Annotated in this window: 17 protein-coding genes; 13 read left to right on the forward strand and 4 right to left on the reverse strand. The window is 31.4% G+C overall.

The features are described 5' to 3' along the window. Positions 1-64 precede the first annotated feature (64 nt). The 4 genes from tkt to LQ608_RS03755 all read left to right on the forward strand — a co-directional run bounded on the left by tkt (position 65) and on the right by LQ608_RS03755 (position 3784). A complete protein-coding gene (gene tkt, locus LQ608_RS03740; protein ID WP_239749758.1) occupies positions 65-2053 on the forward strand; it encodes a transketolase in 1989 nt (662 codons plus the stop codon). Between the two features lie 126 nt (positions 2054-2179). Further along, on the forward strand, positions 2180-2410 hold the full coding sequence (locus tag LQ608_RS03745; RefSeq protein WP_174221866.1) for a YneF family protein: 231 nt from the start codon (positions 2180-2182) through the stop codon (positions 2408-2410). 175 nt (positions 2411-2585) lie between these two features. Continuing rightward, on the forward strand, positions 2586-3275 hold the full coding sequence (locus LQ608_RS03750) for a cytochrome c biogenesis CcdA family protein (RefSeq protein WP_133165629.1): 690 nt from the start codon (positions 2586-2588) through the stop codon (positions 3273-3275). 38 nt (positions 3276-3313) lie between these two features. Beyond that, positions 3314-3784 carry a CcdC family protein gene (locus LQ608_RS03755; protein ID WP_239749759.1) on the forward strand — a complete coding sequence of 157 codons (471 nt, stop codon included), beginning with the start codon at positions 3314-3316 and terminating at the stop codon, positions 3782-3784. 17 nt (positions 3785-3801) lie between these two features. Here the strand turns inward: LQ608_RS03755 and LQ608_RS03760 are convergent, their stop codons facing one another. Continuing rightward, a complete protein-coding gene (locus tag LQ608_RS03760; protein ID WP_239749769.1) occupies positions 3802-4311 on the reverse strand; it encodes a DUF2621 family protein in 510 nt (169 codons plus the stop codon). A 75-nt stretch (positions 4312-4386) separates the two neighbouring features. Between LQ608_RS03760 and sbcD the strand changes: the two genes are divergently transcribed. The 3 genes from sbcD (at position 4387) to LQ608_RS03775 (ending at position 9255) form a co-directional block, all read left to right on the forward strand. After that, positions 4387-5514, forward strand: a complete 1128-nt coding sequence (gene sbcD / locus LQ608_RS03765) for an exonuclease subunit SbcD (protein ID WP_239749770.1) — start codon at positions 4387-4389, stop codon at positions 5512-5514. Next, positions 5507-8539 carry an exonuclease subunit SbcC gene (sbcC, locus tag LQ608_RS03770; protein WP_239749774.1) on the forward strand — a complete coding sequence of 1011 codons (3033 nt, stop codon included), beginning with the start codon at positions 5507-5509 and terminating at the stop codon, positions 8537-8539. The genes sbcD and sbcC overlap by 8 nt, the downstream gene beginning before the upstream one ends. A 95-nt stretch (positions 8540-8634) precedes the next feature. After that, positions 8635-9255: an SCO family protein gene (locus LQ608_RS03775; RefSeq protein ID WP_078356329.1), complete on the forward strand. Its 621-nt coding sequence runs from the start codon at positions 8635-8637 to the stop codon at positions 9253-9255. 75 nt (positions 9256-9330) lie between these two features. Here LQ608_RS03775 and mscL read toward each other — a convergent pair whose 3' ends face one another. Further along, positions 9331-9690 (reverse strand): large conductance mechanosensitive channel protein MscL, encoded by a 360-nt coding sequence (gene mscL / locus LQ608_RS03780; protein ID WP_078356330.1) that lies wholly within the window; start codon positions 9688-9690, stop codon positions 9331-9333. Between the two features lie 200 nt (positions 9691-9890). Here mscL and LQ608_RS03785 point away from each other — a divergent pair, with 200 nt between their 5' ends. The 3 genes from LQ608_RS03785 to menI all read left to right on the forward strand — a co-directional run bounded on the left by LQ608_RS03785 (position 9891) and on the right by menI (position 15077). Then, positions 9891-11516 carry a glycine betaine uptake BCCT transporter gene (locus LQ608_RS03785; RefSeq protein ID WP_239749775.1) on the forward strand — a complete coding sequence of 542 codons (1626 nt, stop codon included), beginning with the start codon at positions 9891-9893 and terminating at the stop codon, positions 11514-11516. Positions 11517-11834: 318 nt separating this feature from the next. Then, on the forward strand, positions 11835-14540 hold the full coding sequence (gene acnA, locus LQ608_RS03790; protein ID WP_078356332.1) for an aconitate hydratase AcnA: 2706 nt from the start codon (positions 11835-11837) through the stop codon (positions 14538-14540). A gap of 90 nt (positions 14541-14630) precedes the next feature. Next, a complete protein-coding gene (gene menI / locus LQ608_RS03795) occupies positions 14631-15077 on the forward strand; it encodes a 1,4-dihydroxy-2-naphthoyl-CoA hydrolase MenI (protein ID WP_239749778.1) in 447 nt (148 codons plus the stop codon). Between the two features lie 53 nt (positions 15078-15130). Here the strand turns inward: menI and LQ608_RS03800 are convergent, their stop codons facing one another. Both LQ608_RS03800 and plsY read right to left on the reverse strand, forming a co-directional pair. Further along, entirely contained in the window at positions 15131-15430 is a 300-nt protein-coding gene (locus tag LQ608_RS03800; RefSeq protein WP_239749781.1) for a HesB/YadR/YfhF family protein, read from the reverse strand. Between the two features lie 13 nt (positions 15431-15443). After that, the gene (gene plsY, locus LQ608_RS03805) at positions 15444-16025 is read right to left on the reverse strand and encodes a glycerol-3-phosphate 1-O-acyltransferase PlsY (RefSeq protein WP_239700417.1); all 582 of its coding nucleotides are present in this window, start codon (positions 16023-16025) and stop codon (positions 15444-15446) included. A gap of 201 nt (positions 16026-16226) precedes the next feature. On the opposite strand from plsY, the gene parE reads away from it, so the two are divergent. The 3 genes from parE to alsT all read left to right on the forward strand — a co-directional run bounded on the left by parE (position 16227) and on the right by alsT (position 22301). Then, on the forward strand, positions 16227-18230 hold the full coding sequence (gene parE / locus LQ608_RS03810; RefSeq protein ID WP_078356336.1) for a DNA topoisomerase IV subunit B: 2004 nt from the start codon (positions 16227-16229) through the stop codon (positions 18228-18230). After that, on the forward strand, positions 18230-20644 hold the full coding sequence (gene parC, locus LQ608_RS03815) for a DNA topoisomerase IV subunit A (protein WP_239749783.1): 2415 nt from the start codon (positions 18230-18232) through the stop codon (positions 20642-20644). Before parE ends, parC begins: the two co-directional genes overlap by 1 nt. An 85-nt stretch (positions 20645-20729) precedes the next feature. After that, positions 20730-22301 carry a glutamine transporter AlsT gene (gene alsT / locus LQ608_RS03820; RefSeq protein WP_239749785.1) on the forward strand — a complete coding sequence of 524 codons (1572 nt, stop codon included), beginning with the start codon at positions 20730-20732 and terminating at the stop codon, positions 22299-22301. Positions 22302-22317 lie beyond the last annotated feature (16 nt).

A 22317-nucleotide genomic window follows, 5' to 3' on the forward strand; every position in this document is an offset into this window, starting at 1 on the left:
TTAATTTTCGAATTTTTTTCATGTATAATGAAAAGGGATTACAAGAATAAAGGAGACTACATTTATGTTTAATGAAAAAGATCAACTTGCAGTAGATTCAATTCGTGCTTTAAGTATAGATGCTATTGAAGCAGCTAACTCAGGACACCCTGGTTTACCTATGGGTGCTGCACCAATGGCATATACATTATGGACTAAGCATTTAAATTTTAATCCTCAGTCTAAGAATTACTTTAATAGAGATCGTTTTGTATTATCTGCAGGACACGGATCAGCATTATTATATAGTTTATTACATGTTTCAGGTAGCTTAGAACTTGAAGAAGTGAAAAACTTTAGACAATGGGATTCAAAAACACCTGGACATCCAGAATTTAACCATACTGATGGCGTTGAAGTAACAACTGGACCATTAGGACAAGGTTTTGCTATGAGTGTTGGTATGGCAATGGCTGAAAAACATTTAGCTGGTAAATTCAATAAAGAAAAATATGATGTAGTAGATCATTACACATATGTATTAGCAAGTGATGGCGATTTAATGGAAGGTGTTTCTCATGAAGCTGCTTCATTAGCTGGTCATTTAAAACTTGATAAATTAATTACATTATATGATTCTAATGATATTTCATTAGATGGTGATTTAAATAAAGCATTTTCTGAAAATGTTAAAGAAAGATTTACTTCATACGGCTGGAGTTATATTTTAGTCGAAGATGGTAATGACTTAGAAGCAATTGATAAAGCTATAACTAAAGCTAAAAAATTAGAAGGTCCTACAATGATTGAAGTAAAAACAATTATTGGTTATGGTTCTCCAAATAAAGCTGGTACTAATGGTGTTCACGGTAACCCATTAGGTGCAGAAGAACGCGAACTTGCATTTAAATCATATGGTTTAGACCCTTCAAAACGATTTAATGTGCCACAAGAAGTTTACGATGTATTTAGTGAAACTATGTTAACTCGTGCTAACGAAGCTGAAACAGCATGGGATAAATTAGTTGAAGCGTATACAAATGCACATCCTGAATTAGGTGAAGCATTTAAACAAGCTATCTCTAATGAATTACCTGCAGACTACGCTAAAGATTTACCTATTTATGAACCTGGTAATAGTAGTGCTACACGTGCTGATTCTGGAGAAGTAATTCAAGCATTAAGTAAATCAGTTCCTGCATTTTTCGGTGGATCAGCTGATTTAGCTTCATCAAATAAATCAAACGTTAAAGATGAGGCTGATTTTGATAGCGAAACTCCAGAAGGTCGTAACATCTGGTTTGGTGTTCGTGAATTTGGAATGGCTGCAGCAGTCAATGGTATGGCAGTACATGGTGGTGTTAAACCATATGGTGCGACATTCTTCGTATTCAGTGATTACTTGAAACCAGCAGTTCGTCTTTCAGCAATCATGGGAGTACCTTCAACATTCGTATTCACACATGATTCAATCGCAGTAGGTGAAGACGGACCAACACATGAACCAGTTGAACAATTAGCAGGTTTAAGAGCAATTCCTAACTTGAATTTAATTCGTCCAGCAGATGGTAACGAAACAAGAGTAGCATGGAAAGTTGCACTAGAATCAGATTCAACTCCTACAGCATTAGTTTTAACTAGACAAAACTTAACAGCTTTAGATGTTGAAGAATCAGTAGTAGAAGAAGGCGTTCGTAAAGGCGGATATGTAGTATATCGCTCTGAAATCGAGCCTGAGTACTTATTAATAGCATCTGGTTCAGAAGTTTCTCTTGCTGTAGATGCAGCAAAAGATATTGAAGCACAAGGTAAAGGTGTACAAGTAGTATCATTACCTAACTGGAATGCATTCGATCAACAAGATGCAGAATATAAATCTTCTGTATTACCTCCTTCAATCACTAAACGTGTCGCTATAGAAATGGCATCTTCTCTAGGTTGGCATAAATATGTAGGTCTTGAAGGTAAAGTAATTGGTATCGATACTTTCGGTGCTAGTGCTCCTGGTGACTTAGTAGTAGAAAAATACGGATTTACTAAAGAAAATGTATTAAACCAAGTATTAAGCTTCTAATTATTCAACAAAAGCCTCATCCAAGAAATTTGGCTGAGGCTTTTTATTTTGAAACATTAAGTTTCGTCTTGATAAAATGTAATGAATTTAGTAAACTTTTATAGGATACAGAAAGTGGGTGAAATAATGGCAACATGGTTAGCTATATTATTAATCATCGTGGCATTAATCGGTGGGCTTGCAATCGGATTCTTCCTTGCACGTAAATATATGATGGATTACTTGAAAAAGAACCCACCAATTAACGAAGAAATGCTACGAATGATGATGATGCAAATGGGTCAAAAACCATCTCAAAAGAAAATCAACCAAATGATGACAATGATGAATAAGAATATGGATCAAAAAATTAAATAGTCTTATATTAATCATAAGTAAAAATAAAACGTATAATCGTGATATTTTTAAAGGCCAGTTACACTTTTATTGTGTAATTGGCTTTTTATCTTGAGTTTTCACTGATTGTTCAAATAAAAGTGTTTTAACTTATTTGTTATTTGATAAAATAGAAATAAGAGTAAGGGGGAGAGCTATTGTGGAATTAACAGTATTTGTAGCATTTGGTGCAGGCATATTAAGTTTTGTTTCTCCTTGTGTATTGCCAATCTATCCTGCATTTGTTTCATATATAACTGGAATGAGTTATGATGATTTGAAGAATAAAGGACTTAGCCGAAATGCAATATTACATACAATCATCTTTTTATTAGGATTTAGTTGTATTTATATGATATTAGGAATGGGCATAGGTTACATATCAGGTATGTTAATAAATTACCAAACTTTAATAAGACAAATTGGTGCAATTGTAATAATTGTATTTGGACTTATTATATTAGGCGTATTCCAACCGCAATTTTTAATGAAAGATCGTAAAATTAATTTTAAAGCGAAGCCTTCAGGTTTTGTTGGTACGTTTTTAATTGGTATGGCATTTGCGGCAGGTTGGACACCATGTAACGGACCAATAATCGCAGCGATTGGAACATTGGCAGCTACTAATTCATCACAAGCATTATTATATATGCTACTATATGTACTAGGATTTAGTATTCCGTTCTTTATACTAACTTTCTTTATAACAAAATTACAAATTATTAAAAAGTACAATGTTGCTATCATGAAGTTTGGTGGTATAATTATGATAATTATGGGGATTCTGTTATTCTTTGATTTATTAACAGAGATAACGATATTCTTCCAATCTTTAGGTTTGGAATAACCATAAATGATATTTCGTACTAATAAGGGGTTTTAGATATGTATTTGCTTTTTTCATTTATAATAGCAGCTTTAATGGGTTTAGCAGTTATAGTTGTTAGAATGAAAGCTCAAAATTATCCGACTAACACTAAAAAAATTGTACTACCGCCATTTTTTATGGCTACAGGTGCTCTAATGTATGTTGTTCCATATTTTAGGTTGAATGGTCAAGAAATTATAGAAGCCATTTTAGTTGGTTTATTCTTTTCATTGTTTCTTATTTTTACATCCAATTTTGAGATTAAAGGATCAGAAATATATATGAAACGCTCTAAACTGTTCCCTGTTATTTTAATTACTTTACTGATAATCAGAAGTGTAGGGAAATTCTTTTTGAGTGATTCTATTGACCCAGGTCAATTAGCAGGTATGTTTTTCTTGTTGGCATTTAGCATGATTGTGCCTTGGAGAATAGCAATGTTTGTAAAATATAAAAAACTAAAAGATCAAAAGACTTTAGTTAATTAAAAAAACGCACAACTCAATTACTGAGTGTGCGTTTTTGTTTTTGCTTTAGAGATTTCTTCTTTATGATCAAAGATTGAAAATTTGTTTTTTTCATCATCTGCTAATTCGAACAAATTTAAATATGGTGTATAATCAATATTAAGTTCTGTTAGTTTTTTCTTCATAAATTTGTGATCTCTTTTTGGAGTTGCTATGATATAACCTCGCATAATATGATCGAGTTCAATTGTTGTAGCATGTTCTTCTAAAGCTATTTTAGATATGCGTCCACCTATTTTTTCTTTAGCAACATCTCTAAATAAATCTGGTACTGGTAAAACTAATTCATTTAATAAACTACGAGCTTCGTCATTCCATAAAGGAAGGGCTTTATGAATATAATAATCTTGCCAATCTAATTCGCTCATACCGTTATCTTTAGGCATGCGCTTTAAGAATTTACGAAACATAAAGAATCCACCGATTGCAAGTAACGATATAAATACAATGCACCATAATACTATAAAAAATATAAATGCGCTACTCAATGAAATCACTCCTTAAACTAAGTATAAATGAAGCTTTTCAACCTGTCTAACAAATATTTGCAAAGGAGCAATATAATGAAAATATTACATACTGCTGATTGGCATATAGGCAAAATAATCAATGGCCAATTATTAATAGAAGACCAAAAGTTTATCCTCAATAAATTATTTGATGCAATTAAAGAACACGATCCAGATGTAGTTGTGATTAGTGGTGATTTATACGATCTACACTATCCTAATAAAGAAGCAATGGTTGTTCTTGAAGATGCTTTATCGATGATTAATTTAGAACTTAAAATACCAATTATTGCAATAAGTGGGAATCATGATGGCAAAGAACGTCTTAACTATGGTGAGAGATGGTTTGAAAAAACAGGATTAAAAATCATTACGGGATATGATGACTTAATGACACCTATTTCTATGGAGGGTATCAATATATATGTTATGCCTTATTTTACACCAGCAGATGTAAGGCATGTATTTGATGTTAAGAATATCCATACGCATCAAGAAGCGACTGAATATATTATGAATGAAATGGAACAAGTTATGAACAAAGATGAGACCAATATATTAGTTGGACATTTATTCGTAGCAGGTGGTGAATCATCAGACTCTGAAAGACCGCTTTCAATAGGTACGATTGAAACTGTTACTGCAAATACATTTAATGCTTTTGATGCAGTTCTACTCGGTCATTTGCATCATCCTTTTGCTATAAAATCAGATTTTATATTTTATTCAGGTACACCAATGCAATATTCATTTTCAGAGGCAAATCAAGCAAAAGGTTATCGTTTGTTTGAGATTGATAACAAAGCATTTAAACAGAAATTTATTCCGATAGAACCAAGACGCTCATTTCATGTCATTAAGGCAAGATACGAAGATGTGATTCATGAAAAGATCGAAGTTAAAAATAATGAGGATTACTTTCATTTTAAATTAACGGATATGGACCATGTTACTGATCCTCTTATGAAGATTAGAAATATTTATCCAAATACATTACAAATTTCAAGAATAGACTACGAAGTTGCGCAAGATGAGATAGATGTGGATGTACATACATTGAGCGATATTGAAATTATTGAATCATTTTATAAACATGTGACTGAAGAAACGTTAGAAGGAATTAAGAAAAATAAAGTCATTCAGCTGTTAGAAAGTCATCTGAATAAAGGAGCGAATGAATAATATGAGACCTTTATCATTAACTATGCAATATTTTGGTCCATTTATAGATGAGAAAGTAGACTTTAGACATTTATCTAAATCTCAGCTTTTCTTAATATGTGGAAAGACAGGATCAGGTAAAACGATGATTTTCGATGCAATGGTTTATGCATTGTTTGGCAAAACATCAACAGAATCTAGAGAAGAAGTAGATTTAAGAAGTCACTTTGCAGATCCTAAGTTACCAACTAAGGTACAATTTGAATTTGAAATTAAAGGTGACGAGTATCTGATTACTAGAACAGTAAAATATATAAAAGAAGGTAATAAAAATCCTTCGAATGCAACTGTAGAAGTGTACAAAAAAATAGATGATCAATGGAATTTAGAAACGAAGTCTATAAATACAAGTAATGATTACTTGAAACAGTTGTTACATATGAATGTGAAGCAATTTAGACAAATACTCATACTTCCACAAGGAGAATTCAAACAGTTTTTAGTATCAAATAGTACAGATAAACGGAGTATACTTAGAACGTTATTTGATAGTGATAGATTTGAAGAATTACAAGATCAATTAGAATTAGAAATGAAAAAAGAATTAGCATTAATAGAAAGCCATTATCAAAAAATATCACAATATATGAATGACATGCATGACTTTGAAAATGAACAACTTATAGATATAAAGACAATTGAAGGACATCGCTATGAGGTGATATTAAACTCATTAGATTTATATGAAAAAGTCGGACATGAAAATTTAGAAGTATCAATGGTAGAGAAAGGTAAACAGGAACAGCAAGTTAATGAAATAGAAAAAATATTAAAACAAGATAAAGCATTAAATGAAACCTTTGATACTTTACTTGAAAAACAAGAGATATTAGATGAATTAAAAAAAGATGAGTCAAAAATAAATGATCTTAGAAAACAATTAAAGTATTTAAAGACTGTTCAAAATATGACATACCAGTATAACCAATTGAGAGATAAAGAACATTCTTTAAATAATGAAGTAAAACAAGAAGAAGAAATTCAACAAAGCATAGAATCGAACACAACTAACTTAAATGAGATAAATGAAAGAATTGAACAACTAAACAGAAATAGTGAGAGAATAAACGAGTTTCGTCAATTTGTTCAAAATACAAATCATATTAAATTAAGTTTAAATAAATATATAGAAGCGGAAACTAAATTTCCAAACATAATAGAAGAACAAAAGAATTTGAATAAGTTAATAGATAAAGATAAGCACGAAATCGAAACATTAAAAAGTAAACTAGAAAGTACTCATTACGATGAGTCGGTAGAACAAGATAAAATTAAAGAACAAGAAACATTGAAGCTTAACTTACAAGAACTACAAACTAAACAAAAGCAATATAGTGAAAAGTTGGAGTTGTTGGATAAACAAAAAGAATATACTAGTCAATTAACTCATCTAGAAAAAGAAAAAACACAATTTGAAGTAAAGTTGAATGAAAAGTCGCAGTTTGACATTTTAAATGTTGAAGATGAAATTTTAAAAATACAAAAACATGTTCATCAAGGTGATGATTGTCCTATATGTGGATCAATCATAGAGTCTATTAATGGAAATGTTGATTTTAATAGTTTGAAAATAGAAAGAGAACAACAATTAGAAGTTGAACGTAATCTACATGCAATCAACAATAAGATAACATCATATAACGAAAGATTAAATATAACCAATGAACAATTGAATAAATTAGAAAATATTACAGATACTCAAACAGAAATAAATCATACAACTGAACATATTGATAAACTAGTAAATGAGTTACAAATTTATAGAGAGAAAAAGCAACAAATACAAAGATTTAAAAATGACAAATATGATATTGAAAAGAAAATAACAAATAATGAATTACAATTAAACAACATAAAGCATCTAATTTCTAAATATGAGAATGATTTATCTTACTTTAAACAAGAAACTGGATTTGATACTGTAAATAAATTTGAGAAGCAATCAGACTTTTATGCAATAGAAATTAAGGCATATGATAATGAGTTGAATCAATTAACTGTTCAACTTGAAAAATTTAATGAAGAAAAGCAAAATCTTCAAATGAAAATAGCAACTGTTAGTGAACGTAAATCTATGATTGAGGAACAAATTAAATTAGCAACGGATTATTTAAATACTGAGATGACCAAACATAATATTGCATCGTATGAACAATTAGATGAATTACTTCAACAAGTTAAGCATATTGACGAGTATGAAGAAAAAATTAATCAATATGACAAAAGATATATAGAAGTAAAAGCAATAGTGAAGGAGTTAAGTAAAAAAGTTCAAGATAAAGAAAGAGCAGATACTTCAACAACTGAAAGTAAATTAACTGAAGCTAAAGAAGCATTAACAGTTATTGTTAAACAGATGAATCAACTTCAACTGAAAATTGATCAAAACAAGCAAAAAATAATTGCTATTCGACAAGTTGTTGAGAAAATTGAAAATGATTTACAAGATCAAGAAGAATTAATTGAACTTTCAAGAATAATGAACGGTAAAAATAGTCAGAAACTGTCTTTAGAAAACTATGTATTAATTTATTATTTAAATCATATCTTAGATAATGCTAATAGACATTTTCTTAAAATGACTAACAATAGATATCAACTTGTACGTAAAAAAGAAAAGTCACAAGGACTAAGTGGTTTGGAGATAGAAGTGTTTGATAGGTTTTCAAATAGAACTAGGCACATTACATCCTTATCAGGTGGAGAGACTTTTCAAGCTTCGTTATCATTAGCAATAGGGTTGTCTAATGTTGTACAACAAGAAGCGGGTGCAATACATTTGGAATCTATGTTTATTGATGAGGGATTTGGCACATTAGATTCTGAAACTTTAGAAACTGCTTTAGATACTTTAGTGAATATACAAATGTCTGGAAGATTAGTAGGAATCATTTCACATGTTTCAGAATTAAAGACGAGAATACCAACAATTTTAAATGTTAATAAGAATGGATTTTTAAGTACTACATCCTTTAATGAAAACTAATTGACACATCAAAGACATAAATAGTTCAAAATACGTATTTAAGTTAAGAATTTTATTTGATATATTTTAACTAACAGAGTTATGGGAGTGTTACGATGAAAAAGGGAATATTTTTGTGCTTAATTGCAAGTATTATGCTAATTACGAGTGCATGTAGCAATAATGCAATTGAGCCAGACAGTCAATTTGGCAATAAAATGCAGTCTTTTAATGTTACTGACCAAAATGGGGATAAATTTTCACAGAAAGATATGAAGGGTAAAGTTTATATAGCTGATTTTATTTTTACTAATTGTGAAACAGTTTGTCCACCTATGTCATATAATATGAGCACAGTTATAGATGAATTAGAAAAAGATGGGGTAAAAGATTATGGTGTAATTAGTTTTAGTGTAGATCCTGAGAATGATACACCTAAGAAGCTGAAAGAATATATTAAACAATATAATGTACCTGCAAATAAATGGACATTACTTACAAATTACGATTTCAAGTTTATTAAGCAATATGCAGAAGATAACTTTAAATCGATAGTAGCACCACCTCCAAAAGGTAGTACACAAGTAACACATGGTACGAGTTTCTATTTAATTGATCAAAATGGTAAGATAATTAAATCATATAGTGGTCAAGATGCAGGGGATAAAAAGTTTCCTAAATCAGAAATAGTAGCAGATGTGAAGACTTTAGTTGAAGAAGGTCCAATTGAAGATTAACTATAATTAAGAAAACCACACATTTATCGAGACATTTCGATAAATGTGTGGTTTTTAATTGGTAATATGTAGAACTTATTTTTCACGTAATGCATCGCGAATTTCTGTAAGTAATACAGTTTGTTCGTCAATTTCTTCTTCCTCTTCACCTTTTTTCATTACAGTATTTGCAATTTTGATAAAGATGAATAAAGCGAAAGCAACTATTATGAAGTCTATAATTGATTGTATGAATAAACCATACTTAATTCCCATAAGAGACCATTTTTCAGCAAAGTCTACTTCTCCGAAAATTAAACCAATAAGTGGCATAATGACGTTTTCTACTAATGACGTAACAATTTTGTTAAAGGCAGCACCAATAACAACGGCGATTGCTAAATCTAGAACGTTACCTTGCAAAGCAAAGTCTTTAAATTCCTTTAATAATGACATATTAAACACCTCCTCATCGACATTATCATACATTAAACTGTAAAAAATTGAAATAGTCAATTTGATTTTAAGTGTAATATTTGTTAAAGTGATGAATGTTGCTGTTTTCTAAATATTAGTTTATTTAAATTAAATGGATTACAAACAGTTAAAACGGGAATACATAATTACGAGTTTGTAAATTCGAAAGGAGAATTTTAATGTCAAATGTTCCAACACACCCAAATGGTAAAAAAGTTTCTAATGTATTTACTATTAGTGCAATTGTTGTAGCAATTATTGTTGCACTCGGTGCTATATTTCCAACTCAATTTGGAAGTATTACAGCGGACATAAGTGCATGGATATCTAAATATTTCGGTTGGTATTACATGATTATTACTATCGGAATGGTATTTTTCTGTGTGTTTATTATCTTTAGCCCTATCGGTAAACTAAAACTAGGGAAACCTCATGACAAACCAGAATTTAACACAATTTCATGGTTTGCAATGTTATTTAGTGCTGGTATGGGTATAGGACTAGTGTTCTATGGTGCAGCAGAACCTATGTCTCACTTTGTTTCACCACCAAATGCAGATCCTGAAACAAAGGCTGCAATGACTGAATCAATGAGATCTACGTTCTTACATTGGGGTTTTCATGCATGGGCAATTTATGGAGTAGTAGCTTTAGCATTAGCATACTCTCAATTTAGAAAAGGTGAACCAGGTTTATTATCAAAAACATTAAGACCTATTTTAGGTAATAAAGTTGATGGACCTATAGGAGTAATCATTGATGTGTTATCAGTATTTGCAACAGTAGTTGGGGTTGCAGTTTCACTAGGTATGGGTGCTTTACAGATCAATGGTGGCTTAGAATATTTATTTGGAGTTCCAAATAATATTGTCATTCAAGGTATTATTATTGTCATCGTTACAATTTTATTCTTAATGAGTGCATGGAGTGGTTTGAGTAAAGGTATTCAATATTTAAGTAACTTAAATATTATATTAGCGTCATTATTATTAATCGTTACATTAATAATTGGACCTACAATACTTATATTAAATATGTTTACTTCTTCAACAGGTGCATTATTAGATACATTCTTATTCAACAGTTTCGATGTAGCACCACTTAATCCTCAAAAAGGTGAATGGTTAAATACATGGACTTTATATTATTGGGGTTGGTGGATGAGTTGGAGTCCATTCGTAGGTATATTCATAGCGCGTGTTTCTAAAGGACGTTCTATTCGTGAATTTATCTCAGGTGTTATGCTTGTTCCAACGATTATTAGCTTTATCTGGTTTAGTGTATTTGGCGTTACAGGTATCGAAGTAGGTAAGTCAACTCCAAAAGTATTCGAGATGACGACAGAGACGCAACTCTTTGGTGTATTCAATGAATTACCAATGGGTGCAATTTTATCAGTTATAGCATTAGCTTTAATCTGTACGTTCTTTGTAACTTCTGCCGATTCAGCTACATTCGTATTAGGTATGCAAACAACATACGGATCACTAGAACCATCTGGAACAGTGAAAATCGTATGGGGTATTGCTCAATCATTAATCGCATTTATCTTATTGCTTTCTGGTGGAGATACAGGATTAGGTGCATTACAATCCGCCGCGATTATATCGGCATTCCCATTCAGTTTCATAATAATAATGATGATCGTTGCGTTTTATAAAGATGCTAACCAAGAAAGAAAATATCTTGGATTATCTATCACGCCTAACAAACATCGTATGAAAGAATATGTAGAAAAATCTAAACGTGAGTATGAACAAGAATTAAAAGAACAAAGACGTTTAGAAAGAGAAATGGAAGATTAAGTTATACACTTCTCATATAATGTAAAAGAAAAGCTTCAAAGTCAGTATTATGACTTTGAAGCTTTTTTATATGGAAATGAATTTTATATGTTCAATGAAATCGATTACTTATATTCAACTATAGTTGATAATCATTATCATTTAATAACTAATTATTATGTATAATTAAATATACATAAGTAAAACTTATAGTTCCATATCATAAACTTGAATGATAAATATACTTATTTTTAAGTGTAATGTATTGTTTTACTAAAGTATTGATTATACAATTGTATATGAAGCATTAACTTGCACAATTTTAAAGGGGGAACAAAAATGAGCTCAAGTTTAAAAGAACAATCTAAAAAGTCTTTTGAATTGAACGGTAAAACTTACACGTTTTATAGCTTGAATACGTTAGATGAATTAGGATTATCTAATGTTGATAAATTACCATATTCTATCCGCGTATTATTAGAATCAGTATTAAGACAATTTGACGGACGTGTAATAAAAGAAGAACACATCATGAATTTAGCTAAATGGGGTAAATCTAACGATGAAAATGCAGAAGTACCATTTAAACCATCACGTGTTATTTTACAAGATTTCACAGGTGTACCTGCAGTAGTAGATTTAGCTTCATTACGTAAAGCGATGGATGATGTTGGCGGAGACGTTTCTAAAATTAACCCTGAAGTTCCTGTTGATTTAGTAATTGACCACTCTGTACAAGTTGATAGTTACGCTTTACCTAATTCATTAGAAATGAATATGAAATTAGAGTTTGAACGTAATATTGAACGTTATCAGTTTTTAAACTGGGCAACGAAGTCATTTGACAACTACCGTGCTGTTCCACCAGCTACAGGTATTGTTCACCAAGTTAACTTAGAGTATTTAGCAAATGTTGTACATGTAAGAGAAGAAAATAATGAACTTGTAACATATCCTGATACTTTAGTAGGTACTGACTCTCATACTACTATGATTAATGGTATTGGTGTACTTGGCTGGGGTGTTGGTGGTATTGAAGCCGAAGCTGGTATGTTAGGACAACCTTCATACTTCCCAGTTCCAGAAGTAATTGGTGTTAAATTAACTAACGAATTGCCTCAAGGTACAACAGCTACTGACTTAGCTTTACGTGTTACTGAAGAATTACGTAAAAAAGGCGTAGTAGGTAAATTTGTAGAATTCTTTGGTCCTGGTGTTGAAAAATTACCTTTAGCAGACAGAGCAACAATTGCTAACATGGCGCCTGAATATGGTGCAACATGTGGTTTCTTCCCAGTAGACGAAGAATCATTAAGTTATTTACGTTTAACTGGTCGTACTGAAGAACAAGTACAAGTTGTAGAAAAATATTTAAAAGAAAATAATATGTTCTTCAAAGCTGAAAAAGTAGAACCAACATATACTGATGTTGTGAATTTAGACTTATCTACTGTAGAAGCTTCATTATCAGGACCTAAACGTCCACAAGATTTAATCAAATTAAGCAATATGAAAGAATCATTCGTAGATTCAGTTACTGCTCCTGCAGGTAACCAAGGTCACGGATTTGATAAATCAGAATTCGACAAAACTGTAGACATCGAATTAGCAGATGGTAAGAAGACTTCTATGACTACTGGTGATATTGCAATTGCAGCTATTACATCATGTACGAACACTTCAAACCCATATGTTATGTTAGGTGCAGGTTTAGTAGCTAAAAAAGCAATTGATAAAGGATTAAAAGTGCCTGATTACGTTAAAACATCATTAGCACCTGGTTCAAAAGTTGTAACTGGTTATTTAAGAGATGCTGGTTTACAACAATATTTAGATGAACTTGGTTTTAACCTTGTAGGTTATGGCTGTACGACTTGTATTGGTAACTCAGGTCCATTATTGCCAGAAATTGAAAAAGCAATTGCTGATGAAGATTTACTTGTTACTTCTGTATTATCTGGTAACCGTAACTTTGAAGGTCGTATTCATCCTTTAGTTAAAGCAAACTACTTAGCTTCACCACAATTAGTAGTAGCATATGCATTAGCTGGAACAGTAAATATTGACTTACAAAAAGATCCATTAGGTAAAGATAAAAATGGCGAAGATGTCTACTTAAAAGATATTTGGCCATCAATTGAAGAAGTTAAAGATACAGTTCTTTCTGTAGTTACACCTGAATTATTTAGAGAAGAATACAAATCAGTATTTGAATCAAATGAAGTTTGGAATCAAATTGAAACAACAGATCAACCATTATATGACTTTGATCCAACTTCAACTTATATCCAAAACCCAACATTCTTTGAAGGCTTATCTAAAGTACCAGAAGATATTCAACCTTTAAGTGATTTACGAGTAATGGGTAAATTTGGAGATTCAGTAACAACAGACCATATTTCTCCTGCCGGTGCGATTGGTAAAGATACACCAGCTGGTAAGTACTTACAAGATCATGACGTTGCGATAAGAGACTTTAACTCATATGGTTCTCGTCGTGGTAACCATGAAGTAATGATGAGAGGTACGTTTGCTAATATTCGTATCAAAAACCAATTAGCTCCAGGTACTGAAGGCGGATATACAACATATTGGCCAACAGAAGAAGTTATGCCTATCTTTGATGCTTCAATGAAATATCAAGAAAATGGCGTTGGCTTATGTGTATTTGCTGGTAATGACTATGGTATGGGATCTTCTCGTGACTGGGCAGCTAAAGGTACTAATCTTTTAGGTGTTAAAACAGTAATTGCACAAAGTTACGAACGTATTCACCGTTCAAATCTAGTTATGATGGGTGTATTACCTTTACAATTTAAAAAAGGTGAATCAGCAGATAGCTTAGGTTTAACAGGTAGAGAATCAGTTTCAGTAGATATTCATGAAGGCGTTAAACCTCGTGATATTCTGAAAGTTACTGCAACTAGTGAAGATGGTAAAGTAACTGAATTCGAAGCTTTAGCAAGATTCGATTCAGAAGTTGAAATTGATTACTATAGACATGGCGGCATTTTACAAATGGTATTAAGAAACAAATTAGCTTAATAATTTCAAACAACTGCCTATTTATTTAGGTAGTTGTTTTTCTATTTGTGTTATGATTAGGTTAAGGAATTTAGAAAGAGGGATAGAAGTATGATTTATAGCGAAACACCAATAGATGTAAGGTATGCAGAAACAGATAAAATGGGTGTTGTATACCATGCCAATTATGCAATATGGTTTGAAGTTGCAAGAACAGACTATATTTATAAAGCAGGTTTTAGTTATGCAGATATGGAAAAGGCAGGTATTATTTCACCTGTAGTAGACTTGAATATTAAGTATAAACAATCAATAACTTATCCTGAAAAAGTTATTATTAAGACTTGGATTTCACATTATTCACCAATCAGATCCATATATTCTTATGAGATTTTAAATGAGAATAGAGAAGTTGTTTCTACTGGATCAACAACACATGTTTGCTTGAAAAAGGGATCAAATAGACCGATTAGATTAGATAAAAGTTTTCCTGAGTGGCATGAAGCGTATATGAAAATTCATGAAGAAACTGAAAATGGTATTGATCGTAAGTTATAAAAATAAGCAGATGTGTTTCGCTTGATTAACGAAATACATCTGCTTTTTATAGTTTATCTTGAAGTTTTAACTTCATATTTAATTTCTCCATTATCGTTTATATCAATTACTAAATCGTTACCTTCAAAGTACCATAAATCTTTTTCATCAATAAAAAACGGAATGTCATTTTTAATATCTTTAAAGCCTATTTCTGAAGAACTTAAAGGTTCTACAGTAAAAGCTGGTGAGAAGCCTTGTTTTAATTGAAATTCACCGCCATAGCGAACGAAAAATCTTAATGCTTGATTGTCACCGAATTCTAATTCATCTTTAAACCATTCGATTGCTTTATCAGTAATTTCTAAATTCATAGTGCATTCTCCTTTACATCCATTTGATTTTTGGTTCATTTCCTTTGAATATTCTTACGATATTGGATTGATGTCTAACGAGTAGAATAATCATGATGACAACTGATACGATGAAGAAAGTTAAGTCACCTATGAATATTGCGCCAATTACACAACATACACTTGCTAAGATACTAGATAATGATACATATTTTGTTAAATATAAAATTATAAAGAATATAAATGCTAGTGTTATGAGTAATAATGGGTGCACAGCAAGAATGACGCCAGCACTTGTGGCAACAGCCTTACCTCCTTTGAATTTCAAGAAGATAGGAAATACATGACCGATAACTGCACAAATACCTATGAATATACTAGGAATATCTACATTAAACCATAATGGAAAGAAAACTACAATGAAACCTTTGAATATGTCTAAAAACATAACAAGAAATCCAGCTTTTTTCCCTAATACTCTAAATGTATTTGTGGCACCTAAATTGCCACTTCCAAATTGTCGAATATCTTTTTTATAAAATAATTTACCTAACACGAGGCCACTTGGGAAACATCCAACTAAGTAGCTAAGTATAATAACAACAAATGTCATTATTGAAACACTCCTTTGATAGCAGGTACTAATAGTTTACCATAACTGATTATCGGTTACTATTTAAAAATATGCTAATGTGGTCATAATGTAAAGTGAAATTGTACCACTATTTGGGATAGGGCTTGCATTTTCTAGGGATTTATAACAAAATAACTAATGTATAGTAAAAGAAACGAACGTACGTTTGTAGGAGGAGAAATATTGAATAAACAAGCAAAAGTTCAATATGGTGAAGATTCAATACAAGTACTTGAAGGGTTAGAAGCAGTTAGAAAAAGACCCGGAATGTATATTGGTTCAACAGATGTTCGAGGACTTCACCATTTAGTATATGAAATAGTAGATAACTCTGTTGATGAAATTTTAAATGGATTTGGAACTGAAATAGAAGTGACAATTCATAAAGATAATAGTATATCTGTGTCGGATAATGGTAGAGGTATGCCAACAGGATTACATAAGACTGGTAAACCAACTCCAGAAGTTATTTTTACAGTACTCCATGCTGGGGGTAAATTTGGCCAAGGTGGATATAAAACATCTGGTGGTTTACACGGTGTAGGTGCATCAGTAGTTAATGCTTTAAGTGAATGGTTGGAAGTAACGATATATAGAGAAGGTTATATTTATAAGCAAACATTTAAAGACGGTGGGATACCAGTTACAACATTAGAGAAAAAGGGGAAAACACGTAAAACTGGTACAACTGTTCATTTTAAACCGGATTCTAAAATCTTTAAGACTTCTACACATTATAATTTTGATACGCTATGCGAGAGATTACAGGAGTCTGCATTCTTGTTGAAAGCATTGAAAATTAAAATAAGTGATTTAAGAGGCGATGAGCCAAGAGAAATTTCTTACCATTATGAAGATGGTATTAAAGAATTTGTTAAATATTTGAATGAAGGTAAAGATGTACTTCATGATGTAGCAATGTTTAGTGGTGAATCTAATCAAATAGAAGTAGATATTAGCTTTCAATTCAATGATCAATATTCTGAAACGATTTTGAGCTTTGTTAATAATGTACGTACTAAAGATGGTGGTACACATGAAACAGCATTAAAAACAGCTTTTACAAGAGTATTTAATGAATATGCTCGTAAAATTGGCGAACTTAAACAAAAAGATAAAAACTTAGACGGTAGTGATATTCGTGAAGGTTTAACCGCTATCATTTCAGTTAGAATTCCTGAAGATTTATTACAATTTGAAGGACAAACTAAATCTAAGTTAGGTACTACTGAAGCCCGTGCTGCTGTGGACTCAGTAATGTCTGATCAACTTCCTTTCTATTTAGAAGAAAAAGGGCAACTATCAAAATCATTGCTTAAAAAAGCTGTTAAAGCTTCTCAAGCACGTGAAGCAGCTCGAAAAGCACGTGAAGAGGCAAGAAACGGAAAGAAAAATAAACGTAAAGAAACATTGTTGTCTGGTAAATTAACACCAGCTCAAAGTAAAAACACAGAAAAAAATGAACTTTATCTTGTTGAGGGTGATTCAGCAGGTGGTTCAGCTAAATTAGGTAGAGATCGTAAATTCCAAGCAATTTTACCTTTAAGAGGTAAAGTAATTAATACTGAAAAAGCTAAATTAGATGACATTTTTAAAAATGAAGAAATTAACACGATTATTCATACTATCGGAGCAGGAGTCGGTGCTGATTTCAGTATTGAAGACAGTAATTATAATAAAGTAATTATAATGACCGATGCAGATACTGATGGAGCCCATATTCAAGTCTTATTACTTACATTCTTCTTTAAATATATGAGACCGTTATTAGAAGCTGGAAAAGTCTATATCGCATTACCTCCTTTATATAAATTAGAAAAAGGTAAAGGGAAAAGTAAGCAGATTGAGTATGCTTGGACAGACGAGGATTTAGAAGTATTAATGAAAAAAATTGGTAAAGGATTCACTTTACAACGTTATAAAGGTCTAGGTGAAATGAATGCCGACCAATTATGGGAGACTACAATGGACCCAGAAACGAGAACATTAATAAGAGTGAGTATTGATGATGAAGTCCGCTCACAACGTAGAGTTACAACATTAATGGGTGATAAAGTAGAACCACGTAGAGAATGGATTGAAAGACACGTTCAATTTGGTATGCAAGAAGACCAAAGTATACTTGAAAGTGATGATATTCAAGTATTAGATGACGAGGTAGAATCAATAGAGGGGGAAGTTAATTAATGGTTGAACAAATTCAAAACCTTCCTTTAGAAGATGTTATAGGTGATAGATTTGGTAGATACAGTAAATATATTATCCAAGACCGTGCACTTCCAGATGTACGTGACGGTTTAAAACCTGTACAACGTAGAATTTTATTTGCAATGTATAAAGACGGTAATACATTTGAAAGAAACTTTAGAAAAAGTGCTAAAACTGTTGGTAATGTTATTGGTAATTATCATCCACATGGTGATACATCTGTTTATGAAGCAATGGTTCGTATGAGCCAAGATTGGAAATTAAGACATGTTCTAATAGAAATGCATGGTAACAACGGTAGTATTGATAATGATCCTCCAGCAGCAATGCGTTATACAGAAGCGAAATTAAGTAAGTTGGCTGAAGTTCTTTTACAAGATATAGATAAAGAAACAGTAGATCATATACAAAACTTTGATGATACTGCAATGGAGCCTATGGTGTTACCAGCTAGATACCCTAACTTATTAGTAAATGGTTCAACTGGTATCTCAGCCGGGTATGCAACGGATATTCCACCACATAATTTAGGTGAAGTAATAGATGCAACATTGAAATTAATTGATAAACCTAGTACAACAATAGATGAATTAATAGAACATATTAATGGTCCAGATTTCCCAACAGGTGGTATTATACAAGGTTTAGACGGTATAAAAAAAGCCTATAAAACAGGTAAAGGTAAAATAGTTGTTCGTAGTAAAGTTGAAATTGAAACGATTAGAGGTGGACGTGAACAAATTATTGTCACTGAAGTACCTTTTGAAGTAAACAAAGGAACACTTGTTAAGAAAATAGATGAGCTACGAGCAGATAAAAAAATTGAAGGTATAGTTGAAGTTCGAGATGAAACAGACAGAAACGGTTTAAGGATAGCAATTGAACTTAAGAAAGATGTAAACAGTGAAGGTGTATTAAATTACTTATACAAAAATACTGATTTACAAGTTCTATATCATTTCAATATGGTAGCTATTAATAAGAGACGTCCAGAATTACTAGGATTAAAACAAATACTAGAAAGTTATGTAGAACACCAAAAAGAAGTTGTGACTAGACGTTCACAATATGAATTATCACAAGCTGAAAAGAGAATGCATATTGTAGAAGGTTTGATTAAAGCATTATCTATTCTAGACGAAGTAATAGAAACAATTAGGGCATCAAAAAATAAACGTGATGCTAAAGAAAATTTAATAGAAAAATATGATTTTACTGAAGAACAAGCTGAAGCAATCGTAATGTTACAATTATATAGACTTACAAACACAGATATAGTTTCACTTGAAAACGAATTTGATGAATTACAGAAGACTATAGAGAGACTTAATGATATTCTTCAAAATGAAAAAACACTATTAAAAGTTATTAAAAATGAATTAAGAGCTGTTCGCAAAGAATTTGCAAATGATCGTTTAACTGTAATCGAAGAAAAAATTTCAGAAATTAAAATCGAAAAAGAAATACTCGTTCCTAGCGAAGAAACAATTGTTTCAGTAACACATGATGGTTATATTAAACGTACATCTAACAGAAGTTATATCGCTAGTGGAGTTGAAGAAGTGGGTCTTAAAGATGGAGACTACTTATTAATGCACGAAAAGATGAATACTCAAGATACTTTAATTGTATTCACATCTCAAGGTAATTATTTATTTATACCTGTACATGAAATTGTTGACTTAAAATGGAAAGATTTAGGTAAACATATATCACAAATGATTCCTATAAGTGATGATGAGAGAGTAATTTCTGTTTATAAAGAAACAGATTTCAAACAGGATTCTAATTATATTATTGCTACTAAAAACGGTATGATTAAGAAATCAACAAATGATAAATTTAAAGCTTCAAGAATTACGAGACCTTTAGTTGCAATTAAGCTTAAAGGGGACGATGAGGTCGTATCTGTATTGAAAATTACTGAAGATGAACTTATTACAGTTATAACAGAAAAAGGAATGAGTTTAACTTATGATACTGACGAATTGTCTGATATTGGATTAAAAGCAGCAGGCGTTAAATCTATAAATTTAAAAGAAAATGATAATGTTGTTATGACAGATACATTACCTGATAATCAATCGGTATTAATCATTACGAATCGTGGTTCAGTGAAAAGAATGAAAGCTGATCAATTTGTACCAGCCAAAAGAGCTCAACGTGGTTTAATGATATTAAAAGAATTAAAATCTAAATCACATTCAATTATCAATGCACTGACAAGTTCAGAAGATGAATCATGTGTCATTTTATCAGAAAAAGATCGTGTAAAAGTTAATATGAAAGATTTTAACTATAGTGAAAGATATACAAACGGTAGATTTATTGTTGATGAAAATGATTTTGGACAAGTCATTGGTGCTTATTTTGAAGAAAAAGCAATCGAATAAAAATATATAGTCATAATTAATCGCACATGGTAAAATCATGATAGCGATTTATTATGATTATATTAATTAGAATTGAGGGATTTCTTTGAAGAATTTTGATAGTTATATCCCAAGTTGGTTTCATGACTTTGTGCAATGGGGTAATGATTTAATTTGGACTCAAAACTTGATTTTCTTACTCTTACTAGCTGGTGTCTTCTTTACAATAAGTTCTAAAGTTGTACAACTAAGATGGTTACCAGAAATGTTTAGAGTGATTTTTGAAAAACCCGAAACACTAGAAGATGGAAGAAAAGGTATTTCTTCTTTCCAAGCTTTCGCGATTAGTGCAGCCTCACGAGTTGGTACTGGTAACATTGCTGGTGTTGCTACAGCAATAGTTTTAGGTGGCCCTGGAGCAGTATTTTGGATGTGGGTCATTGCTTTTATAGGTGCAGCAAGTGCATTCTTTGAAGCAACATTAGCTCAAGTATATAAAGTTAAAGATAAAGAAGGCGGCTATAGAGGTGGACCAGCCTATTACATAGAACATGGATTAGGACAAAAATGGTTAGGTGTTTTATTCGCGGTACTAATCACAGTCACTTTTGCATTTGTATTCAATACAGTTCAATCTAATACTATAGCAGCATCTTTAAACGAACAATATGAATTTTCTAACGTCATTACTGGTATTATTTTGGCTGTCATTACAGCATTAGTAATATTTGGCGGTGTTAGAAGTATCGCTACTGTATCTTCATTTATTGTTCCTATTATGGCAATAGGGTACATTATATTAGTTGGTTATATTTTAGTAATGAATATAGATCAAGTTTGGCCAATGATACAAAATATCGTTAAAAGTGCATTTGGTCTTCATCCAGCATTCGGTGGAGCTATGGGCTTTGCTATTATGCAAGGTATTAAACGTGGTTTATTCTCAAATGAAGCAGGTATGGGTTCTGCGGCAAACGCAGCAGCAACAGCAGCAGTAAGTCACCCTGTTAAACAAGGTTTAATCCAATCATTAGGTGTATTTTTCGATACTATGGTTATTTGTACAGCAACAGCTATAATGTTGTTGCTATACACAGACTTACAATTTGGCCCAGATGCAGAACAAGGTGTAGCAGTAACTCAACAAGCACTTACAACTCATGTAGGTGAATTTGGTGGTATATTCCTTACAATAGCAGTATTTATGTTTGCATTTTCTTCAATAATAGGTAACTACTATTACGGTCAATCAAACATAGAATATTTAACTAAAAATAGAATCATCATGTTTATTTTTAGAATATTAGTTGTAGGAATGGTGTTTGTAGGTTCAGTTATTCAAGTTCAAACAGTTTGGGATACAGCTGATTTATTTATGGGATTAATGGCAATTATTAATATAGTTGCATTATTCGGACTTGCTACAGTTGTGTTTGAAGTTGCAAAAGACTATAGAGCACAAAGAAAACGCAAATTAAATCCTGTATTTAAAATTGAAGATTTAAGTGCAAACTTTAGTAATATTGAAGCATGGGGAGATAATCCTTATAAAAAAGAAACAAAAAAAGATAAAAAAGTAAGAAAGCAAGAAACATCAGATATTGATACAAAGTATGAAGAACCTAAAGAAAATACTTTTGAAAATATTGATGATGACTATGATAATAAAGATAAATAACAATAATAAAAAAAGC

It is taken from the genome of Mammaliicoccus sp. H-M34, from assembly GCF_022386495.1.
Classification (GTDB): domain Bacteria; phylum Bacillota; class Bacilli; order Staphylococcales; family Staphylococcaceae; genus Mammaliicoccus; species Mammaliicoccus fleurettii.